This is a genomic window from Gluconacetobacter diazotrophicus PA1 5 (genome assembly GCF_000021325.1).
Classification (GTDB): Bacteria; Pseudomonadota; Alphaproteobacteria; order Acetobacterales; family Acetobacteraceae; genus Gluconacetobacter; species Gluconacetobacter diazotrophicus.
This window is the reverse complement of the sequence record NC_011365.1, coordinates 2,095,879-2,109,050: the sequence shown is the minus strand read 5'-3', so window position 1 is coordinate 2,109,050 and position 13,172 is coordinate 2,095,879. Positions and strand designations below refer to the sequence as shown.

At 66.6% G+C, this 13,172-nt stretch carries 15 protein-coding genes; 11 read left to right on the top strand and 4 right to left on the bottom strand.

Features of this window, described 5'->3' with window-relative positions:
- Positions 1-19: 19 nt before the first annotated feature.
- The 7 genes from GDIA_RS09535 to GDIA_RS09505 all read left to right on the top strand — a co-directional run bounded on the left by GDIA_RS09535 (position 20) and on the right by GDIA_RS09505 (position 5,667).
- On the top strand, positions 20-769 hold the full coding sequence (locus tag GDIA_RS09535) for a F0F1 ATP synthase subunit A (protein ID WP_012224284.1): 750 nt from the start codon (positions 20-22) through the stop codon (positions 767-769).
- A 55-nt stretch (positions 770-824) separates the two neighbouring features.
- A complete protein-coding gene (locus tag GDIA_RS09530; RefSeq protein ID WP_012224283.1) occupies positions 825-1,049 on the top strand; it encodes an ATP synthase subunit C family protein in 225 nt (74 codons plus the stop codon).
- Between the two features lie 14 nt (positions 1,050-1,063).
- Positions 1,064-1,675, top strand: coding sequence for a F0F1 ATP synthase subunit B (locus tag GDIA_RS09525; RefSeq protein WP_012224281.1), 612 nt, complete (start codon positions 1,064-1,066; stop codon positions 1,673-1,675).
- A gap of 30 nt (positions 1,676-1,705) precedes the next feature.
- Positions 1,706-2,200, top strand: a complete 495-nt coding sequence (locus GDIA_RS09520; RefSeq protein WP_012224279.1) for an ATP synthase subunit B — start codon at positions 1,706-1,708, stop codon at positions 2,198-2,200.
- A 20-nt stretch (positions 2,201-2,220) separates the two neighbouring features.
- The gene (locus GDIA_RS09515; protein WP_012224277.1) at positions 2,221-2,970 is read left to right on the top strand and encodes a glycosyltransferase family 2 protein; all 750 of its coding nucleotides are present in this window, start codon (positions 2,221-2,223) and stop codon (positions 2,968-2,970) included.
- 10 nt (positions 2,971-2,980) lie between these two features.
- The gene (locus tag GDIA_RS09510; RefSeq protein WP_012224275.1) at positions 2,981-4,639 is read left to right on the top strand and encodes an ArnT family glycosyltransferase; all 1,659 of its coding nucleotides are present in this window, start codon (positions 2,981-2,983) and stop codon (positions 4,637-4,639) included.
- Between the two features lie 68 nt (positions 4,640-4,707).
- Positions 4,708-5,667 carry an ABC transporter substrate-binding protein gene (locus GDIA_RS09505; RefSeq protein WP_012554027.1) on the top strand — a complete coding sequence of 320 codons (960 nt, stop codon included), beginning with the start codon at positions 4,708-4,710 and terminating at the stop codon, positions 5,665-5,667.
- A gap of 15 nt (positions 5,668-5,682) precedes the next feature.
- Here GDIA_RS09505 and GDIA_RS19785 read toward each other — a convergent pair whose 3' ends face one another.
- Complete coding sequence (locus GDIA_RS19785; RefSeq protein ID WP_012554026.1) at positions 5,683-5,814, bottom strand: hypothetical protein; 132 nt, start codon at positions 5,812-5,814, stop codon at positions 5,683-5,685.
- Between the two features lie 315 nt (positions 5,815-6,129).
- Positions 6,130-6,618, bottom strand: coding sequence for a DUF2721 domain-containing protein (locus GDIA_RS09500; protein WP_012224269.1), 489 nt, complete (start codon positions 6,616-6,618; stop codon positions 6,130-6,132).
- A gap of 150 nt (positions 6,619-6,768) precedes the next feature.
- Between GDIA_RS09500 and GDIA_RS09495 the strand changes: the two genes are divergently transcribed.
- From GDIA_RS09495 to GDIA_RS09485, 3 genes are all read left to right on the top strand, one after another.
- Positions 6,769-7,017 carry a hypothetical protein gene (locus GDIA_RS09495; RefSeq protein ID WP_012554025.1) on the top strand — a complete coding sequence of 83 codons (249 nt, stop codon included), beginning with the start codon at positions 6,769-6,771 and terminating at the stop codon, positions 7,015-7,017.
- A gap of 88 nt (positions 7,018-7,105) precedes the next feature.
- Positions 7,106-7,981, top strand: a complete 876-nt coding sequence (gene purU / locus GDIA_RS09490; protein WP_012554024.1) for a formyltetrahydrofolate deformylase — start codon at positions 7,106-7,108, stop codon at positions 7,979-7,981.
- Between the two features lie 261 nt (positions 7,982-8,242).
- Positions 8,243-10,264, top strand: a complete 2,022-nt coding sequence (locus GDIA_RS09485) for a putative bifunctional diguanylate cyclase/phosphodiesterase (protein WP_012554023.1) — start codon at positions 8,243-8,245, stop codon at positions 10,262-10,264.
- On the opposite strand, the gene GDIA_RS09480 is transcribed toward GDIA_RS09485, so the two are convergent.
- A complete protein-coding gene (locus GDIA_RS09480; RefSeq protein ID WP_012224263.1) occupies positions 10,252-11,169 on the bottom strand; it encodes a helix-turn-helix domain-containing protein in 918 nt (305 codons plus the stop codon). The genes GDIA_RS09485 and GDIA_RS09480 overlap by 13 nt on opposite strands.
- A 204-nt stretch (positions 11,170-11,373) precedes the next feature.
- Here GDIA_RS09480 and GDIA_RS09475 point away from each other — a divergent pair, with 204 nt between their 5' ends.
- The gene (locus GDIA_RS09475; protein WP_012224262.1) at positions 11,374-12,261 is read left to right on the top strand and encodes a DMT family transporter; all 888 of its coding nucleotides are present in this window, start codon (positions 11,374-11,376) and stop codon (positions 12,259-12,261) included.
- A 22-nt stretch (positions 12,262-12,283) separates the two neighbouring features.
- Here GDIA_RS09475 and GDIA_RS09470 read toward each other — a convergent pair whose 3' ends face one another.
- A complete protein-coding gene (locus tag GDIA_RS09470) occupies positions 12,284-13,159 on the bottom strand; it encodes a diacylglycerol/lipid kinase family protein (RefSeq protein ID WP_012224260.1) in 876 nt (291 codons plus the stop codon).
- Positions 13,160-13,172 lie beyond the last annotated feature (13 nt).

Here is a 13,172-nt window from a genome sequence, read left to right as displayed (position 1 = left end):
CGGTAGAGGGAAGACGAAGTTGGCGGCTGGATCCACCATCGACGCACTGGGTCAGTTCGAACTCCATCCCGTCCTGGGCGGACTGGGCGAATCCTTGCGCTTCAGCCAGTCGCCCGTCATGATGATCGTGGCGTCCGTCCTGGTCCTGGCGTTCCTGTATGTCGGCATGCGTCCCGCCGCCATCGTGCCCGGCCGCCTGCAGGCGGCGGCGGAAATCTGCTACGATTTCATCCATGACATGGCGGTGGACACGATCGGGCCCGAGGGTCGGGCGTTCTTCCCGTTCATCTTTACGCTGTTCTTCTTCATCCTGGCCGGCAACTATCTCGGCCTGCTGCCCTTCTCGTTCGCCTTTACCAGCCATATCGCCGTGACGCTCGCGCTCGCGCTGCTGGTGTTCGTGCTGGCGGTCATCGTCTCGCTCAAGGCGCAGGGCCCGAAGTTCTTCGCGCATTTCATGCCGGCGGGGGCGCCCGTCGCCCTGGCCCCACTGCTGGTGCCGATCGAAATCCTCTCATTCCTTTCCCGTCCCGTCAGCCTGTCGATCCGTCTGTTCGCCAACATGGTCGCCGGTCACGTGATGCTGGAAATGTTCGCCGCCTTCACGATCATGCTGGCCGGGCTCGGACTGTTCGGCGACGTGCTCGCCGTCGGGCCGGTGGTCATCAATGTCGCGTTGATGGCACTTGAATTGCTAGTGGGTGCGCTGCAGGCCTATGTCTTCGCCATTCTCACCTGCATCTACCTGCGGGAGGCGGTCGCGCACTGATCGCGACGTATCCCCAGCCTCTTTGAACGCCTGAACAACCAAGGAAAGCCTCGCTATGGACATCGCTGCAGCCCGGGAAATTGGTGCCGGTATCGCCGTTATCGCCCTCGCCGGCGTCGGCATCGGCCTGGGTAACATCTTCTCCACGCTGGTCAGCAGCATCGCCCGCAATCCGGCCGCGCGTCCGCACGTGTTCGGCCTGGGCATGCTGGGCTTCGCCCTGACGGAAGCCGTTGCCCTGTACGCCCTGCTCATCGCCTTCCTGATCCTGTTCGTCTAAGAACGGAGGCCGAAATGGCACGTTCCGCGGTGTCGATCACCCGCAAGGCGGCGTCGCTCCTGACGTCGTCCGCGCTGGCCCTGCCCGTTATGGCGATGGCCGCGCCGGGCGCGCGCGCCGTGGGCATGCCGCAGCTTGATTTTGCCAACCCCCTGATCATCGGTCAGGTGGTCTGGGGTGGCGTGATCTTCCTGGTCCTCTACCTGCTGCTCAGCCGTTCGGCCCTGCCGAAGGTTGACCGGGTGCTGGCCAACCGGCGCCAGACGATCGAAAACGACCTGGATATCGCCCATCGCGCCAAGGATGAAGCCGACGCGGCGGTGGACGAACTGCACCAGGCCCGTCGCGCCGCGATGGCCGAAGCGCAGGCCAATGTCGAAAAGGTGGTCGAGGACGCCCGTCTCGCCGCCCTTCACGAGACACAGAACATGAATGCCCGCCTCGCGGCGGAAATCCGTGATGCCGAGGCCCGGGTGGCCGCGGCGCGCGCCGCGGCCCTGGGGTCGCTGCGCCAGATCGCGGACGATACCGCGCAGGCCTTGGTTCATCAGCTGTCCGGCACGTCGGTTCCGGCCGACCAACTGGCCCGCCGGGTCGACGACGCCGCGACGGCGCACGGTTTCTGATCGCGGACGCAAAGGAACAGGTCCAAGACCATGCTGCATGAACCCCGTTTCTGGTCGGCCGTCGCCTTCGTCCTCTTCTTCGTCCTGTTCGGCAAGAAGCTCTGGACGCCGCTGGCCGCCGCCCTGGACAGCCGCGCCGACCGCATCCGCGCCGACCTGGACGAGGCCGCGCGCCTGCGTCGCGAGGCCGAGCAGATGCTGGAAGACGCGACCCGCGAGCGTGAAACCGCGATGGTCGAGGCCCGCGCCCTGGTCGAGCATTCGCTGATCGAGGCCGCGCGCATTGCCGACGAGGCCCGTCGCGAGGCCGAAGCCGTTGCCACCCGCCGCGAACAGATGGCCCGTGACCGCATCGCGGCCTCGGAACGCAGCGCGGTGCGCGAGGTCCGGCAGGTCGCGATCGACGTGGCGATCCAGGCCACGCGCGATGTGCTGGCCACGGCGCTTCCGGCCGGCGCGGACCATGCGATCGTCGATCGGGCGATCGCCGACCTGCCGTCGGCCCTGTCCCACCGCGCCGCCTGACCGGGGTCGCCCTTCTGACCGTGTCCTCATCCCCTGATCGTTCGGAGCCCGTCCTTTCGATCGTGGCGGCCGTCCTGAACGAGGCGGAGAACATTCGGCCCGTCTGTGCCGAACTGGCCGAATCGCTCCGCTCCCTGCCGCCGTGCGAAGTCGTCTTCGTCGATGACGGCAGCACCGACGGCACCGTGGACGCCCTGCTGGCTGCCCGGGCCGAGGGTGTGCTGCCCGGCCTGCGGGTCCTCTGCCACGATCGCCGGCTTGGAAAATCCGCCGCCCTGCGTACGGGGATCGAGGCCGCGCACGGGCGCTGGATCGCGACGATCGACGGCGACGGGCAGGACGATCCTTCGGAAATCGCCGATATGCTGGACCTGGCGCGGAATGCGCCGGGCCGCGCGCCGCTGGTCGTGGGTGTCCGGCTGCGGCGCCGCGATACGCTGTCGCGCCGGTTTGCGACGCGCTTTGCCAACGGCCTGCGCGGCCGGCTGCTGCGCGACGGCTGCCCCGATACCGGCGCACCGCTGAAGGTATTCCTGCGCGCGGATTTCCTGCGCCTGCCGCAGTTCGAGGGGCTGCATCGCTTCCTGCCCGCGCTGCTGGGGCGGCAGGGCGTGCCCCTGCTGTGCCGGCCGGTGCGGCACCGCAACCGTCTGCACGGGCATTCCAAATACACCAACCTGAACCGCGCGCTGGTCGGTATCCGCGACCTTCTGGGCGTGATGTGGCTGAACAACCGCACACGGCTTCCCCATCATATCACCGAACGCTAGGGCGCGGCGGATGACGCGGCTGACCTTGCGGCATTACGTCATGCTGGCGTTGTGTACGTTCATGATCTTCCTGCCCGGGCGGGCCAGCCTGCCGCCCCTGGACCGGGACGAGCCGCGCTATATGGAAGCCAGCGCGCAGATGCTGCGCAGCGGCAATTTCATCGATGTCCGGTTCCAGGACCAGCCGCGCTATCTGCAGCCCGCCGGCATCTACTGGCTGGAGGCCGCCTCGGTCGCCGCCACCGGCACCCTGCGCCAGCATGCGGTGTGGGCCTATCGCATTCCGTCGCTGCTGGCGGTGACGGCCGTGGTGGTGCTGACGGCCTGGATCGGCGCCACCCTGTTCGGTCCGGCCAGCGGTCTGCTGGCGGCGGGACTGCTCGCCGTGTCGGTGCTGACGACGGCCGAGGGCCGGATGGCCACCATCGACACCACCCTGCTGCTGGCGGTGCTGCTGGCGCAGACGGGGCTCCTGCGCGCCTATCTGGACCGTGAACGCGACCGGCCGACGCCGCTTTCGGCCGCGCTGCTGTACTGGACGGCGCTGGGGGTGGGGCTGATGCTCAAGGGGCCGGTGGTGCTGATCCCGGGCTTCGGCACGCCGCTGGCGCTGGCGCTGGTGGAACGGCGCATCGACTGGTGGCACCGGCTGCGGCCCGCGTGGGGCTGGGCGGTGATGCTGGCGATCGTCCTGCCCTGGTGCGTCGCGATCGGGGTCGTCAGCCATGGCGATTTCTTCTCGCGCGCGGTGGGAACCAATTTCCTCGGCAAGGTGGCCCATGGCCAGCAGGCGCACGGCCTGCCGCCCGGGTATCACCTGCTGGCGTTCGCCATCGCCTTCTGGCCCGGCTCGATCTTCGCGGCGATGGCGCTGCCCTTCGTCTGGGCCCGGCGGCATGCGCCGCCGGTGCGTTTCCTGCTGTGCTGGATCGTGCCGCACTGGCTGGTGTTCGAAGCCATCGCGACCAAGCTGCCGCATTACGTGCTGCCCACCTATCCGGCGATCGCGATGCTGACCGCGGCGGCGATCATGACCATGCCCGACCGCTGGTCATGGCCGGCCGCGCTGTGGGGCCGGGTGGTGCTGGCGGTGTACGGCGTGCTGTGGCTGGTGCTGGGGGTCGCGCTGTCCGTGGCGGGGCCTGTGCTGCTGTGGCGGCTGGAGCATCGGGTGGAGCCCGCGGCGCTGATCGTGCCGCTGGGCGCGTTGCCGCTGGTGCTGGTGTCCGCCTGGCTGCTGGTGGGGCGCCAGCCCCTGCGGGCCGCCATGGCGGCGGTCGCGGCGGCGGTAATCATCCATGTCGGCCTGTTCGTGACCGTGATCCCGAACCTGCAGGCGATCTGGCTCAGTCCGCGCCTGGCCGCGCTGGTGGACGATTACCGGCCGTGCCCGGATACGATCGTGGCCTCGCCCTCGTTCTCGGAACCCAGCCTGGTGTTCCTGGTGGGGCAGAATACGGCGCTGGTCGATCCCGTTGCCGCGGCCGACCTGCTGCGCGACAACCGGGCCTGCGGCCTGGCGCTGGTGGACCGCCGCGACGAACCGGCCTTTCGCGCGCGCCTGCGGCGGGACGGCCTGAACGTGATCGAATTCGGCCGCGTCGCGGGGCTGAATTATTCGACGGGCAAGCATCTCGATATCGGGCTGTTTGGACCGACACCCCCATAAAAAAGCCGGGCTGTGCCCGGACCCGGCAGGGCATGATGCCCTGCACCCCGAGGATAAGGACTCACGCCGTGACCGGATTGCTGCGCGTGTTGACAGGTCTGGCGGTCCTGTCCCTGTCCGTCCTGTCTCCAGCCCGTGCCCAGGTGCCGGACACGGTGACGGTCATTCTCGACTGGTTCCTGAATGCCGATCACGCGGCGCTTCTGGCGGCCGACTATAGCGGCGCGTTCCGCCGGCATGGATTGCAGGTGCACCTGATCGCCCCGTCCGATCCCGGGTCCCCCGCGCGGCTGGTGGCGGCGGGGCAGGCGGATCTGGCGGTGTCCTACGAAACGCAGCTGGGCATGCTGGCCGAGCAGGGGATTCCGCTGGTGCGGGTGGGCACGCTGATCGACACGCCGCTGGATACGCTGATCACCGGGCCGGACATTCATTCCCTGAAGGACCTGAAGGGCAGGACGATCGGGATTTCCATGGCGGGGGTCGACGACGCGGTGCTGGCGGCCATGCTGGGGTCGGTCGGGCTGTCCCTGTCCGACGTGCATCAGGTCAACGTCAATTTCCAGTTGGAACAGGCCCTGATGTCACACGCGGTCGATGCCGTGATCGGGGCGACGCGCACCTATGAACTGATCGACCTGCGGCAGAAGGGATTCGCCCCCGGCGCGGTCTATCCCGAGGAACATGGCGTGCCGCTGAATGACGAACTGATCTTCCTGGCCGCGCGCGACCATGCCCATGACCCCAGGATCGTCCGCTTCATGGACGCGCTGGAGGAGGGGACGAACGTCCTGCTGAACCATCCGGACGATATCCTGGCCCAGGCCGTCCGGGAGCATCCCGAACTGGATACGAAGCTGAACCGTGCCGCCTGGACGGCGACCCTGTCGCGCGTCTGCAAGCAGCCCTCGGTCCTGAATGCGCGGCGCTATCGGGCGTTCATGGCATTCCTGCGTGCCCGCGGCGTGGTGCATCGGGACATGAACCTGTCCGACTACGCCGTCGATCCGGCTGACGGCACGCCGTAGGCGGAAAGCTCGGCGTCAGGCAATCCGGTCGGCGACGGCGGTGGCGACCATCAGCGCGGCAACCAGCGGCAGGAAGGCGACCATCGGCAGGACCGACGCGACGTCCATCGAGTGGGCGACCAGATTACCGATTTCCTGAATAAGCATTATCCAAAATCCTATGGGTTGGTTTCGGGCGGAACCAACACCGAATTCCTGCCCCACGCAACAGGAAAGAAGAGGGAGGCAGGTGACTGGAAAATGCATAGTAAACAATAAACGAATATTCTGTTCATTCTTTGAACATGAGAATGTTTATTGATTGGAGTCGAAAAACACGCCGTGCTGAATCGTGACGCGTTTCTATGCGATCGTGGGGAGATCATCAGGGTTCGACGGAAGAAATGATCAATAAATGGGCATTGTGCACATTTATTGATCTTATGCGTTTGTAATGAAAAATTCGTGCTTCGACGCGGTCGTCTAGATCTTCGGCTTGATCGATCGTGCCCAGGATGTGGTCATCCGCAACCCATGCCACGCCAGCAGGCTGTCGCACAGGAACATGGCCAGCGCCCCCACGGTACAGCACAGCGCCACGCCGAACATCACGACCAGCCACGATGCCACCGAGGAATCCCGCAGGCTGCCCAGGAACAGCACGAAGGCCGCGCCGCAGGCCGACGCGCCGCCGACCGCGCCCAGCAGGATGGCGGCATCCAGCAGCAGCGTGCGCCGGTGCAGATGGCCCAGGTGCCGGTGCAGGTGCCGGCGTTCGGACGGCGTCTTGGTCTGCTCCAGCGTCTCGTTCGCCTTCTCGATATGGTCGGACACGCGCGCCAGGCGGGTATTGAACAGGTTCAGCAGCGTCCCGATCCCCGACAGCATGAAGATGGGGGTCAGGGCGGTCTGGATCAGGTGGGCGACGGTGTCGACCGGCTCGTCGGGCAGTAATCCGGGAAAGGGGGACACGGGGCTTCCTTGACCTGGGGGCGGGCCTGCTGGTGGATTGAGGTATGTTGGTGTTGAAGCCGTTCGGCCTGCGGAATGCAACCGGGGAATGGCTGTTCGTCTTGCGCCGTCCGCCGTGCGCGGGCCACTCTGGAATGCAGGAGGCCCCCGATGTCCCATAATTATGCGACGCCGATGACGCCCGAACGCCGGCTGGCCCGGCTGCTGTCGCGCATCCCCGACGACAGGATCGTGCGGATCGAGAAGACGGCCGATCCGCATGGGGCCCTGCGCTGGCGCGCCGCGATCGGGGGGGCCGACGCCGCCCCCGGCGACGCGCCGGACTGGAGCGCGTTCTGCGATACCATGCCCGACGCGCTGGAGGCCGCATGGAGGGCGGTGCGCGGCGCAGGTCCGTAGGGGCGGGCTTGAGTTCCGGCGGCCGGCGCCTATTGTGACGGACCAGGCTGGACGGACCAGGCTGGCGCGTGCCCGTGGATTGTCCGACATGACCCATCATCAGGTTCCGGCAAGCTTTACAGTGACGCTGTCCTGTCCCAACCGGCCGGGCATCGTGGCGGCGATCGCCACCACGCTGTACGAAGCCGACGGCAATATTACCGAGGCGCAGCAGTTCGACGACGTCGAAACCGGATTGTTCTTCATGCGCGTCGTCTTCAGTATTCGTACGGACGGCGAGCGCCTGGACTGGCTGCGGGCGCGGCTGGGTGCCGTGGCCGAACGCTTTCACATGAACTGGACCCTGCATGACCGCGCGGTGCGCCGCCGCGTCCTGCTGATGGTCTCGAAATTCGACCACTGCCTGGCCGACCTGCTGTACCGCTGGCGGATCGGCGAGCTGCCGATGACGCCGACGGCCATCGTCGCCAATCATCCGCGCGCGGCCTATGGCCATATCGACATGGCCGATATCCCGTTCCACCACCTGCCGGTCACGCGCGACAACAAGGCCGAGCAGGAAGAGCGCCTGTGGACCCTGGTGCGGCAGACCAATTCCGAACTGGTGGTGCTGGCCCGCTATATGCAGGTCCTGTCGGATTCCCTGACCGCGCGGCTGTCGGGGCGGTGCATCAACATCCACCATTCCTTCCTGCCGGGCTTCAAGGGCGCGCGGCCCTATCACCAGGCGCATGCGCGGGGGGTGAAGCTGATCGGGGCGACGGCGCATTACGTGACAGCCGACCTGGATGAAGGCCCCATCATCGAACAGGATGTGGAACGCGTCAGCCATTTCGATACGCCCGCCGACTTGGTGCGCAAGGGGCGTGACATCGAACGTCGCGTCCTGGCCCGCGCCGTACGCTATCACCTAGATGATCGTGTGATCCTGAACGGCAACAAGACGGTCGTGTTCGGTGATTGACGCGGAGGAGGTTGCTTTATCGTATTGACTGATCTGGCATATTCTCCGTAACGTTTCGTCATGATATTGTCCTGGGTGATGAATCGTTGCCCGGACGGGCCAGTGGACGGCATCGCGGTCCGTGTGCCGGCGGCCGGCTGCGGAACGTTTTTCCTGCTTCGTTTCCTTCCCATTTTTCGGACCAGTACCGGTCGCCGGACCCTTCATGACAGGTGGATATTTCTTCAGCGGTTCGGCGGAGTCTGAATTGAATGGCGAGACATGGCGCTTCTGACGGATTCCTCGCAATTCTCCGGTGTCATGCCGGGCACTTTCGCCGTGGTCCCGATCATGTCTGATCGGTTCGTCTGTCTTCTCGACCCATCGGGCCGTGTCGCGGCCTGGGGCGCGGACGCCCGCAACCTGACGGGCTATACGGCCGACGACATGCTGGGCCGTCCTCTGGCCGCGCTGTTTTCGCCGTGCCGGGGCGCCGGGGAAACAGGGGCCGCCCTTCCGGTCCAGGGACAGGCCGAGCGGGTCGAACTGATCGCCCGCAGGGACGGCACCCGGTTCCACGCCCGCATCGAATGTCATGCCCTGGACCATTCCCGCCATATCGGCGCGATCCTGGCGGACATGCCGGCGGCCGTCGTCGTGGTGCAGGATGTGTCGGCGGCGGGTGGGCCGGCGCAGGGTGCCGATCCGGCGCTGCGTCCGGTCCTGGACCGGATTCCCGACGGCATCGCCCTGTTCGGGGCGGATTGCGGCCTGCTCTATCGCAATGACCTGTTCGGGAGCACGCTTGCCCTGCCGGATGACCTGCTGTGGCCCGGTACCCAGGCCCGGGCGATCATGGCGGTGCTGTCCGGCGATACCGCGCGGACGGCGGACGGTGCGTGCGACTGGACGACCGAAATCCTGCGGCAGGGGCGGTCGCTGCGCCTGTCCTGGACCGGGCTGCCGGATGGGCGCCGGCTGCTGCTGTGCCGGGACCTGACGGACCTGCGCCGGTCGGAAAGCCGCGCGCGCTTTCTGGAACAGCATGACGATGTCACGGGTCTTGCCAACCTCCCGGGATTGCAGACGCATCTCCAGATGTTGTGCGAACGGCCGTCGGAACGCTTTACGGTCCTGTATTTCGACCTGTTCGGCTTCAAGCGCATCAACAACACCATGGGCCACGCGGCAGGGGACGAATTGCTGCGCCTCGTCGCCGACCGGGTGCGCCGGTTGATGGAGCCGGACGACGTCGCCGCCCACATCCGGGGCAATAAATTCGCGCTGGTCATGCGGGCGGAACAGGATAGCGACATGATCTGGGCGCACGCGCAGCATCTGCGCAGCGTCCTGTCGCGCCCGATGTCGGTCCTGGGCCACGACGTCACGGTCGGGGTCGGGATCGGCGTGGTGCGCTTTCCCGCCGACGGCAGCGATCGCGATACCCTGATGTGGAACGCCGATATCGCGCTTCAGTATGCCAAGGACGGCAAGGGCGAGGGAATCCGGTTCTACAATCCGGTCATGGACCGCATGCGCCAGAAACGCATGGACCTGGAACGCGACCTGCAGCGTGCGCTGGCGCAGGATGAATTCGTCCTGTTCTACCAGCCTTTTCTGAATATCGGGACCCATCGCATCGTGGGTGTCGAGGCGCTGATCCGCTGGATGCATCCCGTCCGTGGCCTGATCCCGCCGGGCGACTTCATCCCGGTGGCCGAGGGCATGGGCCTGATGTACGATATCGGCGTCTGGACGCTGAACACCGCATGCCGTCAGGCGTCTGCCTGGCCGGAGGATATCGTCGTTTCGGTCAATGTGTCGGCGGCGCAGTTCCGGCATGACGGACTGGTCGAAACCGTGGCCCAGGCGCTTCTGGGGTCGGGGCTGGATGCCGGGCGCCTGGAACTGGAAATTACCGAAACCGCGATGATCGACGACGTGCCGCGCGCGGCACGGGTGCTGCGGCAGTTGCGCGAGATGGGCGTGAAGATCGCGCTGGACGATTTCGGAACGGGGTATTCCTCGCTCAGTTTCCTGCAGAGCCTGCCCTTTACCCGGATCAAGATCGATCGCAGCTTCGTCCGCGAACTGGGCCAGGGTGTCGGCGACGGGGCGGCGATCGTGGGGGCGATTACCAGCCTGTGCGGCAGCCTGAACGTGGTCGCCACCGCCGAGGGCGTGGAAACGCAGGAACAGTTCGATTACCTCAAGCAGATCAATTGTTCCGAAATCCAGGGCTTTTTCATCTGCCGGCCCCGTCCGGCCTCCGAAATCCAGCCGCTGCTGGATCAGATCAACTGATCGTCGCCGGGTCCCGGATCCGTCCGGTGGCCGCAATGGCGGGCATAGTCGCTGGGCGTCAGGCCGGTCAGCGCCCGGAAGCGTGCCGTCAGGTGGCTATGGCTGCTGAAGCCGCACAGGCCTGCGATCCGCTTCGGGGATTCGCCCAGGCGTAGCAGATGCCGGGCGCGTTCGATGCGCAGGCGCGTCAGGAACTGGTGCGGGGTCTCGCCATGCGACTGGCGGAAGGCCCGTGCGAAATGAAAGCTGCTCAGCCCCGCGGCCATGGCCAGATCGTCGATGGACAGGGCCCGGTCCATCTCGGCGTCGATCAGGGCGCGGACCCGGCGGAAGGCCGCGACCGATAGCCCGCCCCGTCGTGGCAGGTCCAGCCGCCGGTCGGTCATGTGTGCCAGAAGATAGGACAGCAGGTCCATTCCCGCCTGTGTCACCGCGACACGGTCCGCCGGCTGGGCCCAGTGTCGCGGCAGAATGGCCGAACGGATTTTCGCCTCGATCCCGGCATGGCGGAAATAGGCATCCTCGCGCAGGCTTATGCGGGCGGGGTCCAGGTCGAACATTTCGGATGTCGCACGGTCGAAAGCGTGCGGCGCGATATAGAGATGGAACATCCGGATCGGCCCGCTGACGTCCCAGTCGCTGGTGGCACGTGCGGGCATCAGGCACAAATCTCCCGCGCCATTGCTGCATTTCCAGCCTTGATCAAGCCTTTTCCGGAATCCTTCGCCGTGTTCCAGGTACAGGCTCAACGTATGATGGTTGGGGGTGTCGTACCGCGTCAGGGCGACCTCGTCGCGGTCCCATATGGCAACGGCCAGCCCTTCGCCGACATGGGCCGACGCGCGCAGCGTCGCGTCGGTATCGTGCAGGGTGCGAAAGATCGTCAGGTCGGCCAGTTGTGTCATCGCGAGCGGCCATGGGGGTGGGGACTGGAGAGGGTATCATAGAGCGGGTCCTCACGGACAGGACAGGTGGCCGCGCGAACCGGATCGCAACAAAGCGCAGGATTCTGACAGGCGCGGCCACTCCGGGACCGGCGCGCTTCGCTAGAGTGCGCGAGGCAGGGCCGCCGGCCCGGTCATGATCTTGTTCCAAGGATAAGGCGTCACATGCTGGGTGTGCTGTTTTTCGCCGTCGTGCTGATCTGGGGCACGACATGGTTCGCCATCCACGTGCAGGTGGGCAGCACGCCGCCGGAAACCGCGATCTTCTGGCGCTTCCTGATCGCATCGCTGACACTGGGGGGCTGGCTGGGCCTGGCCGGGCGTCTGCGTCGGGTGCCCCTGCGGCTGCATGCCTGGCTGGCCCTGATGGGTGCGTGCATGTTCTCGGGCAATTTCCTGGCGATCTACGGGTCGGAGACCTACCTGGCCAGCGGCACGGTGTCGGTCATTTTCAGCCTCGCGACATTGTTCAATACCCTGAACCAGTGGCTGTTCTTTCGCCATCGTCCCAGCCTGCGCGGTATTGCCGGCGGCTGCATCGCGATTCTGGGCATCGTGTTCATGACCGGCATGGCCGGGGCAGGCGGGATCTCGCGGACCGGGGCGCTTCTGGCATTGGCGGGAACGGCCCTGTTTTCCTGCGGCAACATGGTGTCGCGTCGCGTGGTGATGGCTGGCGTGGACCTGCCCAACGCGATCTTTCGCGGCATGGCCTGGGGCTGTGTGTTCCTTGCCGTGCGCCTTGTTGCCGGTGGCGAATCCCTGGCGGGTTCGACCGACCCGGCATGGATCGGGGCATTGCTCTATCTGGCGCTGCCCGGATCGGTGGTGGCGTTCCTGGCGTATCTGCATCTGGTCCACCGGATCGGTGCCGACCGGGCGGCCTATACCACCATCCTGTCGCCTGTCGTGGCGCTGGCGATATCGATCCTGTTCGAGGGAACGCGCTGGACGTCGGGCATGACGCTGGGGATCATCCTGGTCCTGCTGGGCAATCTCGTGACCTTCGCCCGGCCCGGCCTGCTGCGCCTGCCACGCGCTGTGCGGTTATGACCAGTCGCAAGGCAGGCCGATATCATACGGCGATGCGCAGCGGAAACGGGGCATCGCTTATCACAAGCGGCAGGTGGCCCGATGCGTCGCCGTCATGCTGGACCGGGGCGCAGGCGGGCGCGATCAGGCGGATATGCGACGCCCGGACGCGCCGCATGCCCGGCACCTGATCGGGGCGGTCGCGCAGCAGGCCGAGCCCCGCCCTGGCCATCTGGCCCGTCCCCGGCGCATCCAGCAACGTCACGGAAAATCCGCGCCGCAGGGGCGTGGCTTCGGGCGCCAGGACGTGGCGCCCCCCATAGAACCGTCCCTTGGAGACGACGACTCCGAACGTCCTGCATGCCTCGCCGTCGATCGTGACATGCAGCGGGGGGAAATCGTAGCGGCCGGCTTCGCGGATGGCCTGCACGGCATAGGCGGTGCGGCCCAGCAGGCGCTTGCCGCGCAATGACACGTGATGCACGACCTGCGCATCGAAGCCCGCGCTGGCCATCTGCATGAACAGGCACGTCTGTGTGCCGGTCTGAAGCTGGCCCGGCCATATCGTGCGAGATGCGCCCGACAGCAGCGCCCGGGCGTTGTCGGCCGGCGCGAACGGAATCCCGAGTTCATGGGCCAGGACGTTGGCCGTGCCCAGGGGCAATACGCCCATGGTCAGGTCGGACCCCGACAGGCCGTCGGCGACCTCGGAAATCGTACCGTCGCCGCCTGCCGCCACGATATGGGTAACGGTCCCTGCCTGCCATGCGGCGCGCGACAGGATACGGCCATGCCCGGCATGGGCCGTCGCCGCCACCGTTACCGCCGCGCCCGCTGCCTCCAGGCATCGGACAAACTGTCGCAGCCGGCCCAGGCGTCGCCGTCCCGCCGTGGGATTGTAGATAACCAGAATACGCATTCAGGCCGCCAAG